Origin of the sequence: Undibacterium sp. Jales W-56, assembly GCF_025548535.1 — a bacterium.
GTDB lineage: Bacteria > Pseudomonadota > Gammaproteobacteria > Burkholderiales > Burkholderiaceae_D > Undibacterium.
In genome coordinates this window covers 277,128-297,132 of sequence record NZ_JAJLQW010000005.1, presented here as the reverse complement: position 1 = coordinate 297,132, position 20,005 = coordinate 277,128, and the positions used below count along the sequence as shown (strand labels likewise).

Below are 20,005 nucleotides of genomic sequence, written 5' to 3'. Positions count from 1 at the left end.
TCAGTACAGTCTTCCGATTTTTGTATGTCAATGCAGCGTTGCATAGGTAGTTGAGCGATCGCTCCTTTTTGCGGTTCAACATAGATAACAGGAACTCAGATGAAACGGAAATTTTCCCTGATCGCCCACCTATTGCTGTTATTGGTGATCACCACACCCGCCTTCGCAGAACTGGTCATTGTGGTGAATCCACAAAATCCCGCAACGAAAATGTTTGCCGCCCAGGCAGCACAATTCTTTCTAGGGGGATCGGTCTTGTTCACCCCTGTTGAACAAGCTGAAAGCTCACCGATCCGCGCTGAGTTTTATAAAAAAGTATTGGAAAAAGAGCCGGCTCAAGTCCAGGCGATCTGGTCAAGGATAGTTTTTACCGGAAAAGGAAAACCGCCCAAAGAATATAAGACGAGCGCTGAAGTCAAAAAAGCAATTAGTGAAAACGTCAATGCAATCGGTTATATCGAAAAATCGGCGGTTGATGACTCAGTAAAAGTCATCACCACAGTACCTTAAGCCCGGCTATTTCCTCTCCCCCTTTGGAGGCTATTCAATGAAGAAATTACTCATGGCATCAGTGTTCCCTGTGCTGTTTGCTGGTAGTGCCGCTGCAATTGATCTCACCGAGGACGGCTCCCTGAAACTGACTGGTTTCTACAGTCTGACCGGCGCCAAAGTCTTGAACGGGTCCGCATTGGGCAGCAGTGCGCCATGGATGTATCAAAAATGGAATTGCCCTTGCACTATACAAGGCTGGGAATATGCCGCCGTCTACGAAAAAGAAAAGGGTTTTCAGTTCGATCAGGAATCACTGATCGGCGTGCAGATAAAAAAGGATTTTTTACCGAATTTGTCGGCAACGGCGCAACTCGTCAGCCGTGCGCTCAATCCCAATGAAGGATCACGTCCAACGGTCGACTGGGCATATGTCACCTGGCAGCCATCGGTTGATTCGAACTGGACTTTCCAGGCGGGTAAATTCCGCATTCCCTTGTATTACTACAGCGATTTTCTCTACATAGGCTATGCCTACCCATGGGTCAGACCTGCGCCAGATGTCTACGGCTGGCCTATTTATGCCTACAAAGGTGCCAATGTCAGTTATCGGACGCAATTGGGTCAATCGGATTGGGCCGCCACTTTCCACGCATGGACTGGCGGCTATACCCAAAAAAATGACGCTTACGATACCCAGATTTACTACACAACGCCGACCAACGAGTCCTGGAAAAATATCATCGGTACTTCGGTTGCAGCCAATAACGGGGTATTCGATGTACGCGGCATGATGATGTGGTACAAGGACACCCTCTGGCAAGACAATAGCAACGGCAGTCGCACCACCCTGATCGACAATCAGGGCACCCGGATTATGGGTATTTCTGCCAACATGGATTACAAGAATTGGCTGATCAAGGCAGAAGTCGATCGCTATGAGCAAATCGATGCCGCCAAGGGGTTGAATAACGTGTATAAATACGCGCTGCTTGGGATTGGTTACCAGTATGGTGCATGGACCCCGATGTACACGATGTCGCGCTACCGCACAGTCGCGGAACCTATCGAGGGCAGGGACTCGCAATATCTGTCATTGCGCTGGGACTTCCGCAGAAATATGGCGCTCAAAGTTCAATACGACATCTCGAAAGACAAGTCGACTTATCCTTACCCTTTCTTTGGCGATTCCAAACTCTTGTCTGTATCGCTGCAAGGCACTTTTTAGCGGCATGGTATGGCCCGGCAATCGGGTCATACCATGAACTCTCAATCCTGTATTCAGGAAATTTTTGCTGAAGACGGCACAATCATTGCCGCGGCTTATGCAAAACGGCGAGCTGCTTCCTGTCATATACATGAAGCCGCAGGCTGGATGCGGCTTCCAGAGGCATTTCGCGCCAACAGGCGCGCCCGGCTTGCGGGTTCGTTTTAGGGAACTTCTAAAAACCCTTTAATCGAGATGCAACGCTAGGCACAAAACGCAGCAATACGTCGGTATTGCGAGGCTTTGTAACGACGCGATGCGCTCGAGCATGGGGTTTTTAGAAGTTACCTTTAATATCAACACATCATGCGGCCAGTTCCTCCAGCCTTTTCTCCGTACCTCTGTGGTGAGATGCTTGGGTTTTTGCGTCAGTCCTAATTGCTAAAGACTCGTCGCTAATGAAGTCTCAGCGACTTCTTCTTTGTGCGGTGCGATCAGAGGAATGCGTATGTGGAACTGGGTACCGGAACCGATTGCGGAGCTGACTGAGATAGTACCGCCCAATACGCCTTCGACAATGTTGTAGCAGATACTCAGACCCAGACCCGATCCGCCCTGCCCTAGTTTAGTGGTAAAAAAGGGATCAAAAATTTTAGGCAGATTGTCGCTTTGTATGCCGACGCCATTGTCTGTAAACTCTAAGCGCACAAAAGACAATGATTCGCCCGGTTCCAGTTCAGCACGCAAGGACATCATGCCCGCTTGCCTGCCGTCGAATCCGTGGGTAAGGGCATTATTCACCAGATTCGTCATGACCTGAATCAGCGGCCCGGGATAACTGTCCAGGTAAATATCATCCGGCAAATCCAGCGTAAAGGTGATTCTGGTTTTGCGTATCATCGGTTGCAGGGTTACCGCCAACTCCTCCATGGTCTGCAAGAGATTAAAGCGGCGACGCTGTTCGCTGGTCTGATCAACCGCCACCGTTTTAAAACTGATAATCAGTTCGGAAGCACGCTTCAGGTTTCTACCTAATAAATCCCCTGCCAGTTCCGTCGAATTCAAAAAATTATCGAGCGTGGATTTTTTTATTTGTCCGCTCTGATAAATCTGCTTTATTTCATCTGTCTTATACGACAGTGTTGACGACACGGTCAGCGCATTGCCGATCGGCGTATTCAGTTCGTGCGAGACGCCCGCCACCAGCGCGCCCAGGCTTGCTAATTTTTCTGATTTGATCAATTGCGTTTGTGTTTCTTTTAATTGATCAAAATTCTTGCCTAATAATTGATTTGCCTGTTCCAGTTCTTTGGTGCGCTGGAATACTCTCGATTCCAGCGATTGATTCAGCTCCGTGATTTCCTGGATTTTTAACTGCACGGCATCCGCCATACGATTGAAGTTCTTGGCGACCGCGGCCAGTTCATCACCGCCCGATACCTGAACCCGCCTTTCATAGCGTCCTGAGACAATCTCCTTACTCGCGCTGATCATTTCATGCAGGCGTTTGGAGATACGGCGCGCCAGTATGAAGATCAAGACTAAGGTCAGCGTCATCACCGTCCCGGTTCTCAGCAAGGAATAATATTTTTCTCTGCTAATCGCGTTCACTAAACTTTGGGTAGACAGTCCGTACTGTAAAAAACCGATTTGCCGGCCAGGCAGCAATAGGGGATTGCGCACATGGATCACGCCGCGAGCGGCGGCGGCGGTCAGCTTATTTTCAGGGTCAGGAGCGGGAATCAGATTTTCTGACTGCAGGGTCGTCAATAACACCTGTTCTTGTGCATTTCCGACAATCACATATACCAGACCGTTTTGCGATTGCTGGTCAAGCAGCTCATGGAAAAAAACTCTTACCGTTTCCAGCTCATTGGCGCTGGCATAAACCGAAACGGTCAGGTTGAGTATCTGCGAAGTCTGATTGATGCTCGATTTGACGTTTTCAATGACAGCCGCATTTAAGGTGCGGTTACCGTCGTAAATAACGCCGGCAATTAAAAAACTGAATGACAGCGTCATCGCCAAAGTAACCTGGCCGATGATCGATGTCATGAATCTGACCAATGCTGCTTTCATTACATGCCTTGTGAGTATGTGGGGGGCAAACACCTGCAGCAATCTTCCCAGAAATCAATAGTATTTGATAGCTTATTTCATTAAGAAAAGTCAAAGTTCGTTAAAAAAACACGCATTTCACCGGACTCTTTCGCGACACTATCTTGCATTAATGAGCGCTATCAGCATAAGAGTGATTTTTTTACTGTCGGACTGAAAAAAATAAAATTTCGACTATAATCCATCACATGAAAAAGCTGGCCCGACTCTTTTTGCTATGCATGATGATATTGGCGATTCCCGTCCAGGGCGTTGCTGCGGCGACCATGCTGTACTGCGGTACTGAGCACCACCACGCATCAGTCAGCGATCAGGATCAGCACGAGCAACATGAACATCACCATGATGCTGCAGAAAAATTGTCGCATCATTCCCCGCATTCCGATGCAGCCGCCAAGCTTTCCAAAGACAAATGCAGCTCCTGCGCTGCCTGCTGCATTGGTGCCGCGATGGTAACTGAATCGCTGATCCAAAATAGTCCGAGTCCTTCCTCTGAAAAAATCGACCTGGTTTTTTCTTCGCATTTCGGCCATATCAGCGATGGCCTCGAACGACCTCCCCGAGCTTAATTCCCGCCTGTAACGCCAGGTAGTCTTTATCGACTGCTGCGGTGGCTATCGCTTTGTATTGAGCATTTTATCGATCAGCCTGGTCCCGGCGTTATTCTTGCCATTGCATTCTGCTGCGCGTTTTTGCCTTAGCTCGCTGTAGTTTCCACTCTGGCCCCCACTGTGGTCTCCGCAGTGACCCCATTACGCAATCAATTAGCGAGGATTTCATGAATCCCTTATTTTCTCCGTTCAGGCTTCGGCTGGTATGGGCGCTGGTCGCCTTATCCGGCGTGTGCCTGAATTCCGCTGCCCAAGAACCTAACGCCAGCCAGCGCCCCAATCCTCTGGATGCGCAAGCTGAGGTTCCGCCAGTGATTTATCTGTCGCCATTTCAAGCCTATCGCCCTTACCTTGAGCAGGAAGTAAGTTCCTGGAAAGAGGCGAATGACAATACTGCCCGCGTCGGTGGCTGGCGCGTCTATGCCAAACAGGCTCGCGAAGCCGATGCTTCTGAAGCTAAGCCTCCAGCAAAGGACGCCTCCATACCGGACAAATCTAAACAAATGGACAAGATGGAGCACAAAAAATGAAAGTCGCTCACTTAACCAATTACCTGCAATCGGTGCCAACTAAAGGCAGGCTCAGATTGACTGGGATGGCATTGATTTCGCTGGTTTTAAGCGGCTGCGCGTCGTTTAGCGCTGATGGTGGATTTTCTTCCGTTGAGCAAGTCGCGCAAGATCGTCTTGGCAAGGATGTCACATGGCAGCGCTCAGACAGTGAGCAAAATACCGCTGCCCGGCGCGTCAAAGAATTGCTCGGTGCGCCTTTGACTGTCGATGATGCCGTGCAAATCGCCTTACTCAACAATCGCGGCTTACAAGCATCGTTTTATGAGTTAGGCATAGCGGAATCTGATTTTGTCCAGGCGGGGCGACTCCCCAATCCCGGCTTCTCGTTCAGCCGCACGCGACAAGGCGCTGAGGTCGAAGTCGACCGTAGCCTGTCTTTCAATATCGCCAGATTATTCATGATGCCTTACACCCGGCAGATGGAACAACGCCGCTTCGAGCAGACCAAACGCGAAGTGACGATGCAAATGCTGTCTTTGGCTGCGGAAACCCGCAAGACCTATTACCTGGCGGTTGCGGCCGACCAGACCCTGCTGTACATGAGACAGGTCAAGAAAGCAGCGGATGCCGGCGCTGAACTGGCGCGACGCTTGGCGCAGGCCGGCAATTACAACAAGCTGCAGCAAGCCAGGGAACAAGGCTTCTATGCCGATGCTTCACTCAACCTGGCGCGCGCGCAACAGGCGCAGATTCGTAGTCGGGAAAAACTGACGCGCCTGATGGGATTATGGGGAATGCAGACGACATTTAGCTTGCCGCTCAGGTTGCCGGATTTGCCAAAAACGCCGGATGATATTGCAAACATTGAGCAACTGGCGATGACGCAGCGTCTCGATGTCCAAGCAGCGCGTTTGGGAACGGAGCAGTTAGCCAGGAACCTGGGGCTGAATAAGGCGACGCGCTTGATCAATGTGCTGGAATTAGGCGCTATCCGCAACACCTTCATTAGCCAGCCCGTCCAACATGGCTACTCAGTCACACTGGAATTGCCCTTATTCGATTGGGGCGGAACTAAAGTGGCGAAGGCAGAAGCCCTATATATGCAGGCGGTCAACCGTACCGCCGAAATTGCGGTCAACGCCCGCTCGGAAGTGCGGCAGGCCTATCTCGCCTATCGCTCCAACTACGACATCGCCAGGCAATACCAGGACGAGATTGTGCCTCTGAAGAAGCGCATCTCGGAAGAAAACCAGCTCCGCTATAACGGCATGCTGATCGGGGTATTTGATCTGCTGGCGGACGCCCGTTCGCAAATCGCCAGCGTCAACAGCGCGATCGAAGCCAGTCGCGACTTCTGGATCGCCCAGGCCGATCTGGAAATGAGTCTGCTGGGTCGCCCCACTATGAGTGCCGCGCCGTCAACCGATATGCCCGGCGGCGAAACCGTATCCGCAGGCCACTAAGCAGTCTGCTCAGCTAAATAAAGGAAACATGATGAGTACCAGAAGACATTTTTTAAGTGGACTGAGTGCGATGACGGCAGCGGCAACCGCCGCATCGGTGAGCAAAGTGGCGATGGCCGCCTTGCCGGAACCGGTCATTCAAAGCAGCGCCGACACCATGCCGCCGCTGGCGCCGAATACCGGTCGCCCGTATAACCCGGTCGTCACGCTGAATGGCTGGACGCTGCCCTGGCGCATGCATAACGGCGTCAAGGAATTCCATCTGGTAGCGGAACCCGTGGTGAGAGAAATGGCGCCCGGCATGAAGGCCCATTTGTGGGGCTATAACGGCCAGTCTCCCGGGCCGACGATAGAAGTCGTCGAGGGCGACCGGGTGCGGATTTTCGTGACCAATAAGCTGCCGGAACATACCAGCGTGCATTGGCATGGCCAGCGCTTGCCGAACGGCATGGACGGCGTCTCCGGCTTAACCCAAAAATCGATACAGCCGGGGAAAACCTTCATGTACGAATTCATCGCACGGCGTCCCGGCACCTTTATGTACCATCCGCATGCCGATGAAATGACGCAAATGGCGATGGGCATGATGGGCTTTTGGGTCACGCACCCCAAGACCAAGCATCCGCACATCGCCGAAGTGGATCGCGACTTCGTATTCCTGCTCAATGCTTACGACATTGATCCCGGTGCTTACACGCCCAAGACCTCGACCATGCTGGATTTCAATTTATGGAGCTGGAACAGCCGCGTCTTCCCCGGCATCGATCCCCTGGTGGTGCGCAAGAACGATAAGGTGCGCATCCGGATCGGCAACCTGACCATGACGAATCATCCTATCCATATTCACGGTCATGAATTCCAGGTCACAGGCACCGACGGCGGTCCGGTACCGCATGCGGCGCGCTGGCCTGAAGTCACGACCGATATCGCGGTAGGTCAAATGCGCCAGATTGAATTTGTGGCGGATGAAGAAGGCGACTGGGCCTTCCACTGTCACAAATCGCATCACACCATGAATGCGATGGGACATGACACGCCGAATTTAATCGGAGTCGATCATAGCGGCGTTGCCAGGCAAATTACCAGCCTGATTCCCGACTACATGGCGATGGGCGAACGCGGCATGGCCGACATGGGGGAGATGGAAATGCCGCTGCCGGATAACACCTTGCCGATGATGGCCGGCGACGGTCCATTTGGCGGCGTCGAGATGGGCGGCATGTTCAGCATTCTCAAAGTACGCAAAGAGCAGAAGCCTGGCGATTACAAAGATCACGGCTGGTACCAACATCCACCCGGCAGCGTTGCGCAGGAATGGACGGGCAATGTCACACCGCCCGTGCGAACGACTGCAATGGGCGGTAAATCCATGCCCTTAGCACAAAAAAACCGGCAAGAAATCGAAGTACAAGTCCGCAAGCCTGTCGGCAAGATGGAACATTAATTTTTTATTTTTAACTGAAAGGAACATCTGATGAAAACCCGTATTCTCCCGCTCGTCGTCGCCCTCAGCCTCGCGCTGGCCTCGCAAGTCTCATTGGCGCATGACGAACACGCCCACGAGCATGATAGCGATGCCATCGGCAAACCCGGCGTCGCGACTGCCGCTACCCGTACCGTCAATGTCAACATGACCGACAACATGCGCTTTACGCCGTCGAATATCGTGGCCAAGCAAGGCGAGACCATCCGTTTTGTGATTAAAAATTCTGGCGGCCTCAAACATGAATTCGTCCTGGGTACCGAGAAAGAATTGAAAGCGCATTACGAAGTCATGAAGAAAAATCCGGAAATGGAGCACAGCGATCCCAACATGATCACGCTGGCCGGCGGTGCAAGCGGCGAAGTCGTGTGGCAATTCACCAGGGCTGGCAAGGTGGATTTCGCCTGCCTGCAACCCGGCCACTACGATGCCGGCATGAAGGGCAAAGTCTCGGTCGCCAAAGGCAAATCAGTCACTCACGCCGATGCCCACGAACACCAGCATTAATGATTGATGCCGTGCAGCCAAGCGGCTGCACGATCATTTTACTTATTGAATGAAGAATAGGAATCATCATGAAAATTTTTAAATCTCTTGCCCTGAGCATACTCGCTGCCAGTGCATTCCACACGGCTATGGCAGCCGATCCAGCCATGTCTACAGCGTCAGCGTCCGTTGCCAGTGCCGACATGACCGATGGCGAAGTGAAAAAAATCGACAAGAGCGCCGGCAAAATCACCATCAAACACGGCGAAATCAAGAACCTGGATATGCCAGGCATGACGATGGTGTTCCGGATCAAAGATGCTGCGGCACTCGATACCTTAAAGGCCGGAGACAAGGTGAAGTTCAAAGTAGAAAAAGCCGACGGCGCGATGGTGGTGACGGCAATTCAAGTCGTGAAATAAACAGCGTATTCACTGATGCCGGCCAGCCTATGTTGAGCATAGGTGCAAGCCGGTGCTATTCATCTGTTGCAATTACCGGAGATATGTCCCATGTTTAAAATCATCACACTGGCTTTGTTAAGCGCCTTGACCGGCTTGAGTTATGCCAGCGAACCTAAAGAGACGCTCGCTGCTTTTTATGCCGCACTGGCAACAGGAGACCAGGCCAAAGCCAGCGAATTATTGGCCCCCGATGTCACGGTCTATGAATCCGGATACGTCGAACGCTCGCGGGCGGATTATGCCGGGCATCATCTGCCGGAAGATATCGCCTTCGCTAAAACCTCGACACGCAAAGTATTGCAACACAGCGAGCGCATCGATGGCAGCCTGGCGGTGATCTGGGAAGAGACCGAGACCAGGGCGACCATCAAAGACAAGGAAGTCCGGATACTCGGCACCGAAACGGCGCTCTTGCAAAAATCGGGAGATGCATGGCTCATCACGCATGTGCATTGGTCGTCGCGTAAGCCGAAATAAATCTGAGATGCGGTACTGCGCCATCGAAATTGATAGGTCCGTCTTTAAATCTATATATAAAAAGTAAAGCAAGAAAAAGCCCTGTCAGACATTACGTCTGGCAGGGCTTTTTTACCTATTTGGTTCAGGTATATTTCAAAACGGAATATCATCATCCATATCGGAAAAATTCGGCGCCGGACGGGAAGCCGGTGCCTGACGTGGCGCCGGTGCCGGTGCGCTTTGGCGCGGGGCTGCCGGTGCGCCGCCGTATTCGTCCATCGGTGCGCCGCCGCCCATGCCTGGACGACCGCCCAGCATTTGCATGGTGTCTGCCTTGATGTCGGTTGCGTATTTTTCTACGCCGTCTTTGTCGGTGTATTTACGGGTGCGCAGGCTGCCTTCTACATAGACTTGCGAACCCTTTTTCAGGTATTGACCGGCGATCTCGGCGAGCTTGCCGAAAAAAGTGATGCGGTGCCATTCGGTTTGTTCTTTTTTCTCGCCGGTGGCTTTGTCTTTCCAGTTCTCTGTGGTTGCTACAGTGATGCTGGTCATGGCGTCGCCGCTAGGCATGTAGCGCGTTTCTGGGTCGCGTCCGAGATTGCCGATGATCTGGACTTTATTGAGGGATGCCATGTGTTTCTCCTGTAATTCAGTAAATTTCTGTCATTCAAGTGTTTAATTCTTTAGGCTGGAAGCTGCTGCGAGGCTTTGGCGCGACGCGGCAATTCTGGCATATTGTTTGCGATTATAAGCCAGAGCAGGGTCAGAAAGGCGCTTACAGCAAATACGGAAGATGCTCCGGCATGCTGTTTTACCCAGCCGCCGAGCAGGCCGCCGCAAGCCAGACCCAGCGCCTGCAAGGTGTTATACACGCCCAAAGCAGCGCCTTTGGCGGCTGGCGGCGCGATCCGCGATACCAGGGACGGTTGGCTGGCTTCCAGAATATTAAAAGCCAGAAAAAACGCAAACAATAATCCCAGCAACATCGCCGGATTGTTCAAAAATTGCCAGAAACCGATCTGCACTGCGAGCAATAAAGCGATCGCCATGATGAATACCTGTTTCATCCTGCCTTGTTTTTCACCGATGATGATCGCCGGCAGCATCGCAAAAAAAGACCCGAGTACGGCCGGCAGATACACTTTCCAATGCGACGCCAGGGGCATGTCTGCGTATTGAATCAACGCCGACGGGACAACGACAAACATCGCGACCTGCGTCAGATGCAAAACGAACACCCCGTAGTTCAGGCGCATCAGTTCAGGGTTTTTCAGCACGACGCTGAAAGCTACTTTTTCTTGCGTAGTCGCGGGGGCGGCGGGAGTCACCCAGATCACGACGGCAATCGCCGCGACCGCCAATAATGCCGTCATGCTGAAGATACCGTCCATGCCGATACCTTGATACAGTGCCGGAGCAGCGACCAGAGATAGCGCAAAAGTGAGTCCGATCGAACCGCCGACCATCGCCATCGCCTTGGTGCGATGCTCTTCGCGGGTAACGTCGGCGATCAGCGCGGTAATCGCTGCAGAGATGGCACCCGCACCTTGCACAGCCCGGCCTATCAGGATCCCCATGACGGTGTGCGACAAAGCAGCGATCAATGCACCGCAGGCGAACAATATCAGGCCAATCACGATAATGCGTTTGCGACCGAATTTATCCGATGCGATCCCAAACGGAATTTGCAAGCATGCCTGAGTCAGCCCATAGATCCCCATCGCCAGACCAACCAGGGTCGCGTTATCGCCGTCAGGCAGGGATTTTGCATGAATTGCAAAAACCGGCAAGATCAGGAACAAGCCCAGCATGCGTAAAGCGAAGATAGACGCCAGCGAACTGCCGGCACGGATTTCAGCGCGACTCATGCCTTCGGGCAGATGATGCACGCTGGTTTGTGTAGCAAAAGTCATAATACCAATGAGTTACGGAAACAGGGCAGAAACAAAGCGGATACGTCATCCGCGTTAAATTTCAAAAACCCGTTATAGTATCAGGTTGCTTGTTCCCACATCAAAATCGCGGGACGCCACATCATCCTTTTGGAAAGCAGTTGATATGACACAAAATACGGCCAAAGTTCGCTCAAAATCGGCTAAAGCCTCCAAACCGGCAGAAATTGACTTTGACCGTGCCGGTCTCGTTGCGCCGAAGAAAGAAGAAATCCGGATTCGTGGCGCGCGCACCCACAATTTAAAGAATATTAATCTCGATCTGCCCCGTAATAAGCTGGTGGTGATCACGGGATTGTCGGGTTCGGGCAAGTCCTCATTGGCCTTCGATACCTTATATGCGGAAGGGCAGCGCCGCTACGTCGAATCGCTGTCGGCGTATGCGCGCCAGTTTTTGCAATTGATGGAAAAACCCGATGTCGATCTGATCGAAGGTTTGTCGCCGGCGATTTCGATCGAGCAAAAAGCTACCTCGCATAATCCGCGTTCGACCGTCGGCACCGTGACCGAGATCCACGATTACCTGCGCTTGCTGTACGCCCGGGTCGGTACACCGTATTGCCCCGATCATCCTGAAAATCCGCTGGCGGCCCAATCGGTATCGCAGATGGTCGACACCGTCCTGGCGATGCCGGAAGATACCAAGCTGATGATCCTGGCGCCGGTCGTTGCGAATCGCAAAGGCGAGCATCTGGATTTGTTTGAACAGATGCAGGCGCAAGGTTTTGTGCGCTTCCGCGTGCAGAGCGGTACCCACAATGCGAAGATCGTTGAAGTCGATGATCTGCCTAAGTTAAAGAAAACCGAAAAGCATACGATCGATGTCGTGATCGACCGCGTCAAGGTCAAAGCCGAGATCAAACAGCGGCTGGCGGAATCCTTCGAGACTTCGCTGCGCATCGCGAATGGCCGCGCCCTGATCGTGAATATGGACAGCGGCCACGAGCAATTATTTTCGAATAAATTTGCCTGCCCGACCTGCGGTTATTCGCTGCAAGAACTGGAGCCGCGCCTGTTCTCCTTCAACAATCCTATGGGTGCCTGTCCGGAATGTGATGGACTCGGCCATATCGAATTTTTTGATCCCAAGCGGATTGTCGCCTTCCCGAATTTATCGCTGGCCAGTGGTGCGGTCAAAGGCTGGGACCGACGCAATCAGTTCTATTTCCAGATGCTGTCGAATCTCGCTGCCTTCTACGACTTCGACATCGATACGCCGTTCGAGCAATTACCGGAATCTGCGCAGCAAGTCATTTTGTACGGATCGGGTAAACAAAATATCCCGTTCACGTATATCAATGAACGCGGCCGCACCGTGATCAAGGAACATACCTTCGAAGGCGTGATCCATAATCTGCAACGCCGTTACCGCGAAACCGATTCGATGGCGGTGAAAGAAGAACTCGCCAAGTTCATCAACGAAAAACAATGCCCAAGCTGTAACGGCGCCCGCTTGCGGATCGAAGCACGTTATGTGAAGGTCGGCAACGGCGCACAGGAAAAAGCGATTTATGAAATCAGCGCCCTGCCTTTGCGCGCTACGCTGAGCTTCTTTGAGTCACTGACGTTGCTGGGAGCAAAGAGAGAAATCGCCGACCGCATCATCAAGGAAATCAGTTCGCGCCTGACCTTCCTGAACAATGTCGGACTCGATTATTTATCGCTGGACCGCAGCGCCGATACCTTGTCCGGCGGCGAAGCGCAGCGTATTCGGCTGGCATCGCAAATCGGCTCCGGCCTGACTGGCGTCATGTATGTACTGGATGAGCCTTCGATCGGTTTGCATCAGCGCGATAACGACAGATTGATAGAAACGCTGAAGCATTTACGCGATATCGGCAACTCGGTGCTGGTGGTCGAGCATGATGAAGATGCGATCCGCTGCGCCGACTTTGTGGTCGATATGGGCCTTGGCGCCGGCGTGCATGGCGGTGAAGTGATTGCCCAGGGTAGCCTGGAAGACATTATGAAGAGCGAACGCTCTTTGACTGCGCAATACCTGAGCGGTGCGATGGGAATCAAGGTGCCGAAAAAACGCACCCAATTCAGTCTGGACAAACAGTTCGTGATCGAAGGCGCACGCGGCAACAATCTGAAAAACGTCAGCTTGAAATTGCCGGTCGGTTTGCTGACCTGCGTGACGGGCGTATCGGGCTCAGGCAAATCGACGCTGGTCAATGACACCTTGTACCCAGCCGCCGCCCGCCATCTGTACGGTTCGCAGACGGAGCCGGCGGCGTTTGACAGCATCAGCGGCCTGGAACATTTTGATAAAGTCATCTCCGTCGACCAGGCCCCGATCGGTCGCACACCGCGCTCGAATCCGGCAACCTACACCGGCCTGTTCACGCCGATCCGCGATCTGTTCTCGACCGTGCCGGTAGCCAAAGAACGCGGCTACAGCGCCGGCCGGTTCTCGTTCAACGTCAAAGGCGGGCGCTGCGAAGCCTGTCAGGGCGACGGCGTGATCAAGGTGGAAATGCACTTCTTGCCGGACGTGTATGTGCCCTGCGACGTCTGTCACGGCAAGCGCTACAACCGCGAGACTCTGGAAGTTCAGTACAAGGGCAAGAACATCAATGAAGTGCTGAGCATGACGGTAGAAGACGCGTATGAATTCTTCAAACCGGTTCCCGTCATCGCCCGCAAGCTGCACACCCTGCTGGACGTCGGCCTCGGCTATATCCGCCTGGGACAGAGCGCGACCACCTTGTCGGGCGGTGAAGCGCAGCGCGTCAAGCTGTCGCTCGAATTATCCAAACGCGATACCGGCCGTACCTTATACATCCTCGATGAACCAACCACCGGCCTGCATTTCCACGATATCGATTTGCTGCTGAAAGTCATCCATCGCCTGCGCGACCAGGGCAATACCGTAGTCATCATTGAGCACAATCTGGACGTGATCAAAACCGCCGACTGGATCGTCGATCTGGGACCGGAGGGCGGGGCTGGCGGCGGCATGATTATCGCGACCGGTACGCCGGAACAAGTCGCGGTCAATGCCGACAGTGTCACAGGCAAGTATCTGGGGCCTCTGTTGAAGAAAAGCAAATAAGCTCAGGACTTACGCAAAACGACACGCTGCTTACAACAACGTACATTGAACCCGCATGCTGGATGAGGGTTTCAGCGGCATTTCGTGCCAACAAGCGCACCCAGCTTGCGGGTCCATTTGAATATCGAAACGCCATGGTGCCTTTCCTCTCTCGCCTTTTCTCTGTGTCTCCGTGTCTCTGTGGTGAGAGGTTTGGTTTTTGCGTAAGTCCTATAAGCTGAGTTACACGATATCTATTCAGTATGTTTTTTTCAGGTGCTGTTTCCTGCAATACGGAAACAGCACCTTTTTCTTTTAGAAGCTGTAAAAAATAAATGATACCGGCGACAGTTTTCATCGGGGCAATCGATCGGCATAATCGATCGGGGAAATGCATGGGAAAAATGAATGCACTGTCCGCAATCGGACGATGCCGGTTGTCCGATTGCGGACAGTTTTCAATTTCAGCGGTGTTTTTGTGGCGTTTCTTCCCAAAAGCGGCGTATTTTTACCTGGCACAGGCTTTGCAATAAGACTCAATACATCAACCCGGAAAGTGAACTCTCATGATCAAGCTCAAAGGCGTCAGCAAAATCCATATCAGCGGCGCAGTACAGACTACCGCACTGGACCAGATTGATCTTGAAATCGATGCCGGTGAATATGTCGCCATCACCGGACCGTCGGGCTGCGGCAAATCCACCTTGCTCGGCTTATTGGGTTTAATTGATGTACCCAGTCAGGGCGAATATATTTTTGAAGGCCAGAATATCGCGGGCCGCAGCGAGAGCAAACTCAATCAGTTGCGGCGTGGCCGTATCGGTTTCATCTTCCAGAGTTTCAACCTGATCGAGGAATTGAGCGTGGCCGAGAATGTAGCGCTGGCACTGGAATACACAGGCACTCCGGCAAAGGAAAGACGGGAAAGAGTCGCTGCCATGCTGGCAAAGCTGGGCATCAGCCACAGAGCCGGACACCGGCCTTCGCAGCTCTCGGGCGGTCAGCAGCAACGGGTGGCAATTGCCCGCGCCCTGATTGCCAATCCGGCCGTGCTGTTAGCCGATGAACCTACCGGCAATCTTGACACAGCCCATGGCGACGAGGTCATGCGTCTGCTGCGCAAAATCAATGCCGAAGGTACGACCGTGGTGATGGTCACGCACTCCCCTACGCATGCGGCACAAGCATCACGCACCTTGCACCTGCTCGACGGGCGCATTGTGATTGATGCCCTGCAAGCAGCCTGACCGGAAGAACATCATGAAGCTAAGAGATTTCCGGATTGGCTGGCGCGTCCTGGCTCAGGAACCTGTATATTCGGCAGTGACAATTCTGGGGCTTGGCATTGGCCTGGCCGTCTGCCTGCTGATGCTGGGCTTCGTGCGTTATGCCTTTGAATACAATGCCCAGGTGCCGGATGTGGATCAGGTGTATGTGATCAAACATCGTTACAACGTCGATCCGGCCGAAGTCTGGTTTGATGAAGCGCCGCTGGCGTTGCGCGAAGCTGCCATGAAAATACCTGGCGTCGTCGATATAACGGGCTACCTGCGACGCCCCGCAGACTCGATCCGCGCAGGCAATCGTTTAACCAAGCTCAAGATCCTTCCCGTGCTGCCACGCTTCGCGGACATGCTCGGGGTACAGGTCATCGAGGGCGATTTAAAGGCCGCACTGGAACGGCCGGAGAACCTTGCCATCACCGAAGCATCGGCATTGCAAATTTTCGGTAAATCGCAGGCGCTGGGTCTGCGTATTCAGGCCGGCGACAAGCTACTGCGGGTCGCCGCCATCCTGCGCAATCCGCCGGATAACACGACCATTCCGTATAAGGCCATGGTCGGGTTAAATTCCATTCTCCTGGCCGATCCCGAACGCACGGAAGCGCTCACCGGAGCCTATGGGTCGGCGGGCAAGCTGTTTATTCGCCTACAGCCTGGCAGTTCGATTGCGGCGATCACGGCAACCCTGCAAGACTTGGTCGATCATGCGCCTGGCGTGCAAAACAATGTGATGCCCGACGCCAGGGAACGCCTCGGCAAGCGCAAAGTCATGGATCTCAGCCTGTCGCCTTTACGGGATGCGTATTTCGATCGCGAGGTTGCCAACAACCCGATTAGCTTGCCGGGGGACCGTGGCGATCCGGTCGTCATCAAGGGGCTGACTGCCATCGCGCTGCTGATCTTGGTACTGGCAGCAATCAATTATGTGAATCTGGCGACCATCCGCACTTTGCGTCGTCAACGTGAGATCGGTATGCGCAAGGTGCTCGGCGCCGGTACACGGCAGCTCATCTTGCAGTTCCTCGCCGAGTCCTTATTGGTGTCGCTGCTGGCAACCGGTCTTGGCTTGCTGCTTGCCTACCTGGCCTTGCCATTGTTTGCCGAACTGATGAATCGCAAGCTCGAAAGTGTCCTCTCTGTTACCAATATTACGGCAGCCGTTGCCATCGGTATTCTGCTCGGCGTACTGAGCGCCATCTATCCGGCATGGATCGCCATCCGGACCAGGCCCAGCCAGGTGCTGGCGGGACGCCCCGGTAGCGAATCCGCGCAAGGCAGGCAATTGCGCAGGCTGCTGACGGTCTTGCAGATCGCCACGGCCATGGGGCTGGCCAGCGTTACCATTGCCATCGCCTGGCAGGCCGACTTCGCCATTCGCGCAGCGCCCGGCTTTGATCCGGCACAGATCCTGGTGATCGACCTACCTGAGCCAGTCAAAGACAGCAAGAATGCACACGGCCTGATGGCGGCGCTTGCGCAAAAACCCGATGTCGCCGGTACCGCCATATCCGCCGATGCGGTTGGTCGATATATCAATCCCTGGCTGCTCGATATCCGGCTTCCCGGCGGAGCGAGAATTGCGCCCGATATGAAATCCGTCAGCGCAAACTTCTTCGATATCTACCAAATAAAACCGCTGGCCGGACGTTTGTTTGATACCGGCCTAGACAAGGAAGATGATGCCGAACCTATGGTGCTCAATACCGTTGCAGTGCGCCAGCTGGGCTTTAGCTCACCCGAGGCCGCGGTCGGCAAAATTCTGGTCTATACCCTGCCCGATGGCAAGCTGGCAAATAAACGCATCATTGGCATTGCGCCTGAACTGCGTTTTCATTCGCTGCACGAAATACCGCGCGCGATCGCCTATGAACTATGGACTGCGGGAACGACGCTCAGCATCCGCAGCCGGGGTTCGCTCACGACCACCGAGCATACGGTGCAAAGCCTGTGGGCAAATTTTTTCCCCGACAAGACGCTCGATATGCATCATGCCCAACAAATCCTCGATGCCAACTATGACGAAGAGCAGCGGCTTACGACGCTCCTGGCCATCTCTACCGGCATTGCTCTGGCAATCGCGGCGTTTGGCACCTATGCGCTGTCAGCCTATACCGTGCAAAGACGTGAGAAGGAAATCGCCTTGCGCAAGCTATACGGTGCGCGCAAACGGCATATCTCCCGCTTGGTCATGAAAGAAATAGGCACATTGACTTTGGTTTCTGCCATGATCGGATTGCCTATTGCGGCATTCCTGATCGAACTGTACCTGGCAAGCTACATCGAACGTGCTCCCATCGCTTATTGGACCCTGCTATTGTCGCTGGCCTGGTCATGCGCGATCGCCCTGATCGCGGTCCTGCTTCACGCGAAGCATGCCATGAGCAAGCAGCTCTCCCTTTCCCTGCATGCTTAGGGCCTGACGCAAAAAAGAAAAATAGGCGCAGAGACGCAAAGAACGCGGACTAAGAAACTGTTCTTTGCGTTCTCTGCACCATGTCGCTTAATCTTCTGAACTCTTGTTTTTCCGGCTTGCAATTGGGCTTGGTTATAATAGCCATCGATTCATCTTGCATAAAAATATGCAAGATGAAGAGACATGGTTTTTCAGGCAATCGCCGCTCATCTCCACAGCGCGGTAGTCGTCGCCGATGACGAGAATGCGCAAACAGTCAGCACGACCTATCTCACCGGTCTGGTCCTGTAAGAAAACACAAGAAACTGCCCAAGCAATGACAATACGATTGATAGTTGGCCTGGGAAATCCCGGCCCCGAATACGAACAGACCCGCCATAACGCTGGCTTCTGGCTGGTCGATCAACTCGCGACAAATGGTTTGCAACGCGATAAAAACTTCAACGCTCTGGTGGCAAAAACACGGATTGCCGGCGAAGACGTGTGGCTGCTGGAGCCGCAAACATTTATGAATCGCTCCGGCCAGTCGGTCGCTGCGATTTGCCGCTTTTATAAAATCACTCCCGATCAGATGCTGGTGGCGCATGATGAACTCGATATCCTGCCAGGTATCGCCAAATTAAAACTCGGTGGCTCATCCGGCGGTCACAACGGATTGAAAGATATTACGGCGGCCCTGGGAACGCAGGATTACTGGCGACTGCGCATCGGCATCGGTCATCCGCGCAGCCTGAACTTGCAGCAAGGCGTCGCCGACTTCGTACTGCATCGTCCGCGCAAAGAAGAACAGCCTTTGATCGATGAATCGATTGCCCGCAGCCTGGAGATTATCCCCATGCTGGTGGAGGGAAAATTTCCTGCGGCGACGACGCAATTGCACACCATAAAATAAATAAAAAAATCACGACATAATGCATTCAGCCATCCAAATTCATGCCGGCAAAATCGCCCTGGAACATCTCCGCAACAACGGTTTGCAGGCCAGCGATATCGCGGTCATTCCGGCTGCGGCAGGCGGCCCCAAGGGACTGATTTTGCAAGCTCTTGATCAGTGGCTGTTTGGCGAATGGTTGCCCGCGGCGCCGCGCGAACGCAGCCTGATCGGTGCATCGATCGGTGCCTGGCGCATGGCCGCGGCGAGTCATGCCGATCCGGTTGCGGCGTTTCAGCGTCTGGGCGATTTGTATTGCGAACAGCGCTATCCCGAGAAGCCTTCTGCGCGTTATGTGACGGATGAAATTCAGCGTCTGTTGCAGGATTTTATCGGCGGCCATGAAGATGAAATCGTGCATCAGCCTTTGCATCGTTTGCATCTGCTGGCAGTGCGCGGTCGCGGATGGTTAGCGGCACCGCAAAGCAGCGCTAAGGCCAAGGCGGGGTTTGTCGCAGCGACGTTCTCGAATCTGGCCTCGCGCGCCAAATTGGCGAAACATATGGACAGGGTGGTGATCGGCGATATGCGCGACCCGCTGTTTTGGCTGAAGGCGAAATTCGACAATTTCGATACGCATTTTTCTTCGCTGACGCCGGACAATCTGGTGCCGGCTTTATTGGCATCGGGTACTTTGCCGCTGATCATGGAGCCGGTGCGCCACATTCCGCATGCGCCGACAGGCACGTATTGGGACGGCGGCATCATCGATTATCATCTGGCGCTGCCGTATTCACGCCTGACTGGCGGCAAAGACGGCGGCCTGGTCCTGTACCCGCATTTCACCGATCACATCGTGCCGGGCTGGCTGGACAAACCCTTGCCCTGGCGTCGCGCCGGTTTGGGAGAAAACCGCAGCTGGCTGGATAACGTGATCATGATCTCACCCTCGCCGTCGTTCTTGCGCACCCTGTCGCGCGGCAAATTACCCGACCGTAAAGATTTTTTCTATTACGGCAGCAATCATGATTTCCGGATCCAGAACTGGAAGCTGGCAATTGCAGAAAGTGCCCGCATGCGCGATGCGTTTGTGGCGTTTGTCGAGCGACCGGATCTGAGTCAGGTATTGCCGCTCTGAGTTGGCAATCAAAATT

19 protein-coding genes are annotated in these 20,005 nt (G+C 53.5%); 15 read left to right on the top strand and 4 right to left on the bottom strand.

Translation table 11 applies throughout. The annotated features are described in order from the left end of the window. The first annotated feature begins 99 nt into the window (after nt 1–99). The 3 genes from LPB67_RS15015 to LPB67_RS15005 are packed head-to-tail and all read left to right on the top strand — an operon-like array spanning nt 100 to nt 1,924. Complete coding sequence (locus tag LPB67_RS15015; RefSeq protein ID WP_262838089.1) at nt 100–510, top strand: hypothetical protein; 411 nt, start codon at nt 100–102, stop codon at nt 508–510. 37 nt (nt 511–547) lie between these two features. Further along, nucleotides 548–1,717, top strand: a complete 1,170-nt coding sequence (locus LPB67_RS15010) for a hypothetical protein (RefSeq protein WP_262838088.1) — start codon at nt 548–550, stop codon at nt 1,715–1,717. A gap of 33 nt (nt 1,718–1,750) precedes the next feature. Continuing rightward, the gene (locus LPB67_RS15005; protein WP_262838087.1) at nt 1,751–1,924 is read left to right on the top strand and encodes a hypothetical protein; all 174 of its coding nucleotides are present in this window, start codon (nt 1,751–1,753) and stop codon (nt 1,922–1,924) included. A gap of 213 nt (nt 1,925–2,137) precedes the next feature. Here the strand turns inward: LPB67_RS15005 and LPB67_RS15000 are convergent, their stop codons facing one another. Then, entirely contained in the window at nt 2,138–3,775 is a 1,638-nt protein-coding gene (locus LPB67_RS15000; RefSeq protein ID WP_262838086.1) for a sensor histidine kinase, read from the bottom strand. Nucleotides 3,776–4,002: 227 nt separating this feature from the next. On the opposite strand from LPB67_RS15000, the gene LPB67_RS14995 reads away from it, so the two are divergent. The 7 genes from LPB67_RS14995 to LPB67_RS14965 all read left to right on the top strand — a co-directional run bounded on the left by LPB67_RS14995 (nt 4,003) and on the right by LPB67_RS14965 (nt 9,310). Continuing rightward, complete coding sequence (locus LPB67_RS14995) at nt 4,003–4,383, top strand: hypothetical protein (RefSeq protein ID WP_262838085.1); 381 nt, start codon at nt 4,003–4,005, stop codon at nt 4,381–4,383. A 209-nt stretch (nt 4,384–4,592) separates the two neighbouring features. After that, the gene (locus tag LPB67_RS14990) at nt 4,593–4,955 is read left to right on the top strand and encodes a hypothetical protein (RefSeq protein ID WP_262838084.1); all 363 of its coding nucleotides are present in this window, start codon (nt 4,593–4,595) and stop codon (nt 4,953–4,955) included. Beyond that, nucleotides 4,952–6,400 (top strand): TolC family protein, encoded by a 1,449-nt coding sequence (locus LPB67_RS14985; RefSeq protein ID WP_262838083.1) that lies wholly within the window; start codon nt 4,952–4,954, stop codon nt 6,398–6,400. The genes LPB67_RS14990 and LPB67_RS14985 overlap by 4 nt, the downstream gene beginning before the upstream one ends. Nucleotides 6,401–6,431: 31 nt before the next feature. Continuing rightward, nucleotides 6,432–7,844, top strand: a complete 1,413-nt coding sequence (locus LPB67_RS14980; RefSeq protein WP_262838082.1) for a multicopper oxidase family protein — start codon at nt 6,432–6,434, stop codon at nt 7,842–7,844. 30 nt (nt 7,845–7,874) lie between these two features. Next, nucleotides 7,875–8,390, top strand: a complete 516-nt coding sequence (locus LPB67_RS14975; protein WP_262838081.1) for a cupredoxin family protein — start codon at nt 7,875–7,877, stop codon at nt 8,388–8,390. Between the two features lie 68 nt (nt 8,391–8,458). Then, entirely contained in the window at nt 8,459–8,791 is a 333-nt protein-coding gene (locus LPB67_RS14970; RefSeq protein ID WP_262838080.1) for a copper-binding protein, read from the top strand. A gap of 90 nt (nt 8,792–8,881) precedes the next feature. Next, entirely contained in the window at nt 8,882–9,310 is a 429-nt protein-coding gene (locus LPB67_RS14965) for a YybH family protein (RefSeq protein ID WP_262838079.1), read from the top strand. Between the two features lie 135 nt (nt 9,311–9,445). On the opposite strand, the gene ssb is transcribed toward LPB67_RS14965, so the two are convergent. Both ssb and LPB67_RS14955 read right to left on the bottom strand, forming a co-directional pair. Beyond that, nucleotides 9,446–9,928 (bottom strand): single-stranded DNA-binding protein, encoded by a 483-nt coding sequence (gene ssb, locus LPB67_RS14960; protein ID WP_262838078.1) that lies wholly within the window; start codon nt 9,926–9,928, stop codon nt 9,446–9,448. A 50-nt stretch (nt 9,929–9,978) separates the two neighbouring features. Then, the gene (locus LPB67_RS14955) at nt 9,979–11,163 is read right to left on the bottom strand and encodes an MFS transporter (RefSeq protein ID WP_262838179.1); all 1,185 of its coding nucleotides are present in this window, start codon (nt 11,161–11,163) and stop codon (nt 9,979–9,981) included. Nucleotides 11,164–11,353: 190 nt separating this feature from the next. Between LPB67_RS14955 and uvrA the strand changes: the two genes are divergently transcribed. Then, nucleotides 11,354–14,305: an excinuclease ABC subunit UvrA gene (gene uvrA / locus LPB67_RS14950; protein WP_262838077.1), complete on the top strand. Its 2,952-nt coding sequence runs from the start codon at nt 11,354–11,356 to the stop codon at nt 14,303–14,305. On the opposite strand, the gene LPB67_RS14945 is transcribed toward uvrA, so the two are convergent. Then, the gene (locus LPB67_RS14945; protein ID WP_262838076.1) at nt 14,262–14,642 is read right to left on the bottom strand and encodes a hypothetical protein; all 381 of its coding nucleotides are present in this window, start codon (nt 14,640–14,642) and stop codon (nt 14,262–14,264) included. The two genes, uvrA and LPB67_RS14945, sit on opposite strands and share 44 nt — an antisense overlap. Nucleotides 14,643–14,850: 208 nt before the next feature. On the opposite strand from LPB67_RS14945, the gene LPB67_RS14940 reads away from it, so the two are divergent. The 4 genes from LPB67_RS14940 to LPB67_RS14925 all read left to right on the top strand — a co-directional run bounded on the left by LPB67_RS14940 (nt 14,851) and on the right by LPB67_RS14925 (nt 19,989). Then, nucleotides 14,851–15,531: an ABC transporter ATP-binding protein gene (locus tag LPB67_RS14940; protein ID WP_262838075.1), complete on the top strand. Its 681-nt coding sequence runs from the start codon at nt 14,851–14,853 to the stop codon at nt 15,529–15,531. 13 nt (nt 15,532–15,544) lie between these two features. Next, the gene (locus LPB67_RS14935) at nt 15,545–17,980 is read left to right on the top strand and encodes an FtsX-like permease family protein (protein ID WP_262838074.1); all 2,436 of its coding nucleotides are present in this window, start codon (nt 15,545–15,547) and stop codon (nt 17,978–17,980) included. A gap of 316 nt (nt 17,981–18,296) precedes the next feature. After that, a complete protein-coding gene (gene pth, locus LPB67_RS14930) occupies nt 18,297–18,872 on the top strand; it encodes an aminoacyl-tRNA hydrolase (RefSeq protein ID WP_262838073.1) in 576 nt (191 codons plus the stop codon). A gap of 19 nt (nt 18,873–18,891) precedes the next feature. After that, nucleotides 18,892–19,989, top strand: a complete 1,098-nt coding sequence (locus LPB67_RS14925; RefSeq protein WP_262838072.1) for a patatin-like phospholipase family protein — start codon at nt 18,892–18,894, stop codon at nt 19,987–19,989. The last annotated feature ends 16 nt before the right edge of the window (nt 19,990–20,005 follow it).

Bases quoted from the DNA above. Each gene is read 5' to 3' on its own strand.
- ssb (WP_262838078.1), bottom strand. From the start codon at position 9,928: ATGGCATCCCTCAATAAAGTCCAGATCATCGGCAATCTCGGACGCGAC.
- LPB67_RS14965 (WP_262838079.1), top strand. From the start codon at position 8,882: ATGTTTAAAATCATCACACTGGCTTTGTTAAGCGCCTTGACCGGCTTG.
- LPB67_RS14940 (WP_262838075.1), top strand. From the start codon at position 14,851: ATGATCAAGCTCAAAGGCGTCAGCAAAATCCATATCAGCGGCGCAGTA.
- LPB67_RS14925 (WP_262838072.1), top strand. From the start codon at position 18,892: ATGCATTCAGCCATCCAAATTCATGCCGGCAAAATCGCCCTGGAACAT.
- LPB67_RS15000 (WP_262838086.1), bottom strand. From the start codon at position 3,775: ATGAAAGCAGCATTGGTCAGATTCATGACATCGATCATCGGCCAGGTT.
- uvrA (WP_262838077.1), top strand. From the start codon at position 11,354: ATGACACAAAATACGGCCAAAGTTCGCTCAAAATCGGCTAAAGCCTCC.
- LPB67_RS14995 (WP_262838085.1), top strand. From the start codon at position 4,003: ATGAAAAAGCTGGCCCGACTCTTTTTGCTATGCATGATGATATTGGCG.
- LPB67_RS14990 (WP_262838084.1), top strand. From the start codon at position 4,593: ATGAATCCCTTATTTTCTCCGTTCAGGCTTCGGCTGGTATGGGCGCTG.
- LPB67_RS14945 (WP_262838076.1), bottom strand. From the start codon at position 14,642: ATGAAAACTGTCGCCGGTATCATTTATTTTTTACAGCTTCTAAAAGAA.
- LPB67_RS15010 (WP_262838088.1), top strand. From the start codon at position 548: ATGAAGAAATTACTCATGGCATCAGTGTTCCCTGTGCTGTTTGCTGGT.
- LPB67_RS14985 (WP_262838083.1), top strand. From the start codon at position 4,952: ATGAAAGTCGCTCACTTAACCAATTACCTGCAATCGGTGCCAACTAAA.
- LPB67_RS14970 (WP_262838080.1), top strand. From the start codon at position 8,459: ATGAAAATTTTTAAATCTCTTGCCCTGAGCATACTCGCTGCCAGTGCA.
- LPB67_RS14955 (WP_262838179.1), bottom strand. From the start codon at position 11,163: ATGAGTCGCGCTGAAATCCGTGCCGGCAGTTCGCTGGCGTCTATCTTC.
- LPB67_RS15015 (WP_262838089.1), top strand. From the start codon at position 100: ATGAAACGGAAATTTTCCCTGATCGCCCACCTATTGCTGTTATTGGTG.
- LPB67_RS15005 (WP_262838087.1), top strand. From the start codon at position 1,751: ATGAACTCTCAATCCTGTATTCAGGAAATTTTTGCTGAAGACGGCACA.
- LPB67_RS14935 (WP_262838074.1), top strand. From the start codon at position 15,545: ATGAAGCTAAGAGATTTCCGGATTGGCTGGCGCGTCCTGGCTCAGGAA.
- pth (WP_262838073.1), top strand. From the start codon at position 18,297: ATGACAATACGATTGATAGTTGGCCTGGGAAATCCCGGCCCCGAATAC.
- LPB67_RS14980 (WP_262838082.1), top strand. From the start codon at position 6,432: ATGAGTACCAGAAGACATTTTTTAAGTGGACTGAGTGCGATGACGGCA.
- LPB67_RS14975 (WP_262838081.1), top strand. From the start codon at position 7,875: ATGAAAACCCGTATTCTCCCGCTCGTCGTCGCCCTCAGCCTCGCGCTG.